This window comes from Rheinheimera sp., from assembly GCF_036568245.1.
Taxonomy (GTDB): Bacteria; Pseudomonadota; Gammaproteobacteria; order Enterobacterales; family Alteromonadaceae; genus Alishewanella.
Genome location: NZ_DATCSY010000352.1, coordinates 1 through 3,712, shown reverse-complemented (window position 1 = coordinate 3,712; position 3,712 = coordinate 1). Strand labels below are relative to the sequence as shown.

The 3,712-nt window shown below is 49.5% G+C and carries 6 protein-coding genes; 2 read left to right on the top strand and 4 right to left on the bottom strand.

Features of this window, described 5'->3' with window-relative positions; genetic code table 11:
- Positions 1 to 309 precede the first annotated feature (309 nt).
- The 3 genes from VIN66_RS15530 to VIN66_RS15520 all read right to left on the bottom strand — a co-directional run bounded on the left by VIN66_RS15530 (position 310) and on the right by VIN66_RS15520 (position 1,621).
- Positions 310 to 699, bottom strand: a complete 390-nt coding sequence (locus VIN66_RS15530; protein WP_230819803.1) for a DUF2750 domain-containing protein — start codon at positions 697 to 699, stop codon at positions 310 to 312.
- A 67-nt stretch (positions 700 to 766) separates the two neighbouring features.
- On the bottom strand, positions 767 to 1,198 hold the full coding sequence (locus tag VIN66_RS15525) for a YqaA family protein (protein WP_331924821.1): 432 nt from the start codon (positions 1,196 to 1,198) through the stop codon (positions 767 to 769).
- 3 nt (positions 1,199 to 1,201) lie between these two features.
- Complete coding sequence (locus tag VIN66_RS15520; protein WP_331924820.1) at positions 1,202 to 1,621, bottom strand: MAPEG family protein; 420 nt, start codon at positions 1,619 to 1,621, stop codon at positions 1,202 to 1,204.
- A 139-nt stretch (positions 1,622 to 1,760) separates the two neighbouring features.
- Between VIN66_RS15520 and VIN66_RS15515 the strand changes: the two genes are divergently transcribed.
- Together VIN66_RS15515 and VIN66_RS15510 are read left to right on the top strand one after the other, a co-directional pair.
- Positions 1,761 to 2,354: a thymidine kinase gene (locus tag VIN66_RS15515; protein WP_134053957.1), complete on the top strand. Its 594-nt coding sequence runs from the start codon at positions 1,761 to 1,763 to the stop codon at positions 2,352 to 2,354.
- 3 nt (positions 2,355 to 2,357) lie between these two features.
- A complete protein-coding gene (locus VIN66_RS15510) occupies positions 2,358 to 3,374 on the top strand; it encodes an MJ1255/VC2487 family glycosyltransferase (RefSeq protein WP_331924819.1) in 1,017 nt (338 codons plus the stop codon).
- 30 nt (positions 3,375 to 3,404) lie between these two features.
- On the opposite strand, the gene VIN66_RS15505 is transcribed toward VIN66_RS15510, so the two are convergent.
- On the bottom strand, positions 3,405 to 3,712 hold a 308-nt coding region (locus tag VIN66_RS15505), incomplete at its 5' end, for a YjbH domain-containing protein (protein WP_331924818.1).

Genomic DNA, 3,712 nt, shown 5'->3' with positions numbered 1-3,712 from the left:
TTATATCTACTCATGTTATTTACTTCCTCATTTGCTGGTTACAAACGAGCGAAGTATCTAACATGGGTACTCTACGGGCATAGCCCCGACTAAACGATCACCACCTCCATAGGAGGTGGTTTAAGGCTGACAATAAAAAAGCCCGCGTTGCGGGCTTTTTTATTGTGTGAGTATACAGCTAAAGATGTAGCGAATCGGTTTACCCTAAGCCAACCGTCTCAGCCCTGGATGGGCTGAGAGGAGCCCCCAGGGAAGGGTTTACGGCGTGTTGGCGTGGGTTAATCGATTATAAGCTACCGGTGTCGTGTACTAATCTTCCTGCATTTCGTTAATCAGCGTTTCTGCCAGCTCATCCGGCAGTACCACCACGCCCGGGCCATCGGTATCCGGCAGCACTGCAATTGCCAGCTCGTCGCCATTTAAGCCTGATGTCCACTTGTCCAGCCAGGTGTCTACGTCAACCGCCTGCGCGGCGCAGTGTGACCACTCGCCCTCGATCCACTGCTCTGCCAGTTCTGCATGTGGCCAAACCGGGATGCAACGCTCATCTTCAGCACTTACCAGTACAAAGCCTTCGTCATCTGTCAGGATCCAGATTTTTTCCAGATCGGCCACAGCCTGAATAAAGTAAGCGTAACGCTGCTCAGCATCTAAAGCGGTGATACGGTTTAATTCTTCAGCGGTGAGTTGATATTCCATGATATGTTCCTGTTATTCAGTCTTAATTGCGCTAATGATGACGGATCCACAGCATTTTTACCAATAATTATTCGGCAAGCACCGCCATACCGAACCACAGTAGTAGCGCATAACGTAATGCTTTTCCGCTTGCCACTAACAATAAAAACAGACCAAAGCGTACTTTCAGCACACCAGCCACCAGTGTCAGCGGATCACCAAGCACTGGCAGCCATGAAAACAGCAGGCTCCAACTACCAAACCGCTGAAACTGCAGCCGGGCTTTTTCAAGCGCGCCAGGCGACACCGGAAACCAGCGTTTATGCTGCAACTGTGCTACACGTGTTCCCAGATACCAGTTAACACAAGCGCCTAAAGTATTGCCGCCGGTAGCGGCAATAAACAAGCCCCAGGGGGCGTAGCCTTTTGCCTGTAGCGTAAGTATTAAGGCTTCACTGGAGGCCGGAAATAACGTAGCGGCAATAAAACCGCTGGCAAAGAGTAAAAAATAAGCCGACACCGCTTACGCCAGCAGCGCCTGTATTATCAGCCGGATCCAGATTGCCCACAGCACAGCACAGCTGATTAAAAATACATTAAAGCGCAGCCGCACTTTATTACTGCCGGTATGAATAAAGGCATGGGCAATACGCAGCGCGACATAAAGCCCACCTAAAACCACGTAAGCAATGTCAGCCAGCCCCAGCTGCAGCGTAAACAGCACGCTGAACATATACAGCATTGGCATTTGGAATTGATTGTCAAAGTTGCGGCTGGTGGCAATAACCTGCTCATTCGCACCGGTCAGGTTCATGGTTTTAAACGCGGAAATACTGATTTCTTTATTTTTGGCCGAGCGGATCCGGCGCCGCCCCATCAAAATCATCACAGCACTGGTCAGCAATACCTGTACAAAGACCGGTATCAGTATAAATTTTTCCATTGTCAGCTCCTTATTTAACCCGGCGAAGCTTAAAGCAGTGCAGCAAAAGATGCCAGCGTCTTAATTTTGTCATATCCGGCCTTTATATTTTGCCTTGTGATGTTGTTATACTGCGTCGTCTTTATTATCAGGTGACGCCATGGCGCAATTATATTTTTATTATTCGGCAATGAATGCCGGTAAATCGACCTCGTTACTGCAAAGTGCTTATAACTATCAGGAAAGAGGTATGACAGTGGCTATTTATACTGCAGCGCTGGATAACCGCTTCGGTATAGGCAAAGTCAGCTCGCGCATTGGTCTGGCGATGGATGCGCATATTTTTGACCCTGACTTTGATTTTGTTGCCCATATTACACAGTTAAAAGCACAAGGCCGGCTCGATTGTGTGCTGATTGATGAAGCGCAGTTTTTATCCAAAGCGCAGGTACGCCAGCTGACTGATGTGGTAGATGAATTAAGGGTGCCGGTACTGGCATTTGGCCTGCGCACAGATTTTCTTGGTGAAACCTTTGCCGGCAGCGAAGCGCTGTTGGCCTGGGCCGATAAACTGATAGAGCTGAAAACAATATGCCACTGCGGCCGTAAAGCGAATTTTGTCGTGCGGTTGGACGAAAATGGCCAGGCGGCTACGGCAGGCTCGCAAGTGCAGATTGGTGGCAACGAAAGTTATGTATCAATGTGCCGTGCGCATTTTAAAGCGCTGGTATGGCAGGATAAACAAACGGAATAGCTTATGAAAATTCTCTATGGCGTGCAGGCAACCGGTAATGGACATATCAGCAGAGCGCGTGCTATGGGGAAGTATCTGGCGGCCGCTGGTGTGCAGACAGATTATCTGTTTTCCGGCCGGCCGGCGGATCAGCTGTTTGACATGCAGCAGTTTGGCCAGTATCAGGTAAAACGGGGGTTAACCTTTGTCACCCAGGCCGGAAAGGTAAACTACTGGCAAACTTTCTGGCAGGCTTCCGTCAGAACGCTACAGCAGGACATCAAAGCACTGGATTTAAGCAGTTACGATCTGGTACTAACCGATTTTGAGCCCATTACCGCGCATGCCGCCAGGTTGCAGCACAAACGCAGCATAGCCTTTGGTCATCAGTATGCCTTTTTGCACAATATCCCAATGGAGCACGCCACCCCGATGACCCGGCTGGTGTTTAAACACTTCGCTCCGGCCCAGTATCAACTTGGCCTGCACTGGCATCATTTTAATCAGCCGATACTACCGCCGATTATTGATGAAGAGCCACACGATGTTGCGCAGAATGAGCAGCAGGTCCTAGTGTATCTGCCATTTGAAGATCAAAACCAGGTCGTCAGCATGTTAAAACCTCTTACTGACTATCAGTTCTGCGTATACGGCCCCGGCCTTAGCAAAGCGACGCTGGGGCATATCCATACTCACCCGCTCGCACTTAAGCCGTTTAAAGCCGATTTAGCCAGCTGCAGCTATGTGCTTAGCAATGCCGGTTTTGAGCTGATAAGCGAAGCGCTGCAATTGAAAAAACGTATTATGGTAAAACCGCTGCAGGGGCAGATGGAGCAGCAGTCGAACGCGCTGGCATTGCAGCAACTGCGACTGGCCATGCGCTCTGACACACTCAACAGCAATATCGTTGCTAACTGGCTTGGCAGCCAAAGCAGCCAGCAATTTGTGCACTACCCTAACGTGGCCAAAGCCATCTGTGACTGGCTGCTGGCAGACACGCCGACGGATGTCGCCACGTTAAGCAAGCAGTTGTGGCAATAAAAAAGGCGCGTTAAGCGCCTTTTTTAATCGTTAGTCATAAAACGGTGAGCGCTGTTCAGTCGCATTGATTAACGTCGATGGCCGGTTCAGCGGCTGACCACCGTCACGGGCAATCGGGATCCACGGTAAACGCCCTCTGCCTTTTGATGGCCGAAGCGAGAACAAATCAAACGGGATAGACAGATAGAAACCTTTAGTAAAGCTTCCTTCACCGTATTCTTCTGACGATACATTGGTAAAAGCGGCATAAGCACCGACAACAATGCCACTGTCAAAGCGCTTGGCAAAATCTACATTTACCCCTTTGTCTTTTGCCAAAAACTGACCAATGTTAAACG

Coding starts and splice junctions, on each gene's coding strand:
- VIN66_RS15520 (WP_331924820.1), bottom strand. CDS start 1,621: ATGGAAAAATTTATACTGATACCGGTCTTTGTACAGGTATTGCTGACC.
- VIN66_RS15510 (WP_331924819.1), top strand. CDS start 2,358: ATGAAAATTCTCTATGGCGTGCAGGCAACCGGTAATGGACATATCAGC.
- VIN66_RS15530 (WP_230819803.1), bottom strand. CDS start 699: ATGGAATATCAACTCACCGCTGAAGAATTAAACCGTATCACCGCTTTA.
- VIN66_RS15515 (WP_134053957.1), top strand. CDS start 1,761: ATGGCGCAATTATATTTTTATTATTCGGCAATGAATGCCGGTAAATCG.